Origin of the sequence: Psychrobacter sp. AOP7-C1-14, from assembly GCF_052376135.1 — a bacterium.
Taxonomy (GTDB): Bacteria; Pseudomonadota; Gammaproteobacteria; order Pseudomonadales; family Moraxellaceae; genus Psychrobacter.
This window is the reverse complement of sequence record NZ_JBQSVH010000052.1, coordinates 1-539: the sequence shown is the minus strand read 5'-3', so window position 1 is coordinate 539 and position 539 is coordinate 1. Positions and strand designations below refer to the sequence as shown.

1 protein-coding gene is annotated in these 539 nt (G+C 54.4%); it reads right to left on the bottom strand.

Annotated features, from left to right (window positions below):
• On the bottom strand, positions 1–539 hold a 539-nt coding region (locus tag ACT3QN_RS13685), incomplete at both ends, for an Ig-like domain-containing protein (protein ID WP_444529301.1).

Genomic DNA, 539 nt, shown 5'->3' with positions numbered 1-539 from the left:
AGTAACCGTAATCTCAACGGTGGCAGGTGTTGATGTCGCACCATCATCATCGGTGGTGCTGAACTGGAGGTTGCTGACGCGTCCGTTAAAGTTTGATGCAGGAGTGAACACAATGCTTGTGGCTTGAGCAGCGGTTAATACGGTGCCTGGTGTCAGTTCAACGGTTTGTCCATCATCTTCATAGGTCAGCACCCCTTGGTTGGCAGGCGGCACTTGCAATACCGTGACACTCACCACGCTACCATCGATGTCATTACCAACAAGCGACACCGTCACTGCCGTGTCTTCATCGGTGCTCAGACTTTGGTCGTTAGCCGTTGGCGGCGTATTAACATCCGTCACACGTAAGGTCACGGTGGCAGGCGCTGAGTCCAGGCCATCGTTGTCAGTGGCGATAAAGTCAATGGCATCTACCGCCCCATTGAAGTTCTCTGTTGGAGTGAACCGCACGCTGGCTGCCTCAGCAGCACTCAACGGGGTACCCGCAGCGACAGGCACACTATCCCCTAATGCATTGGTATAGCTTAGGACGCCTTGGG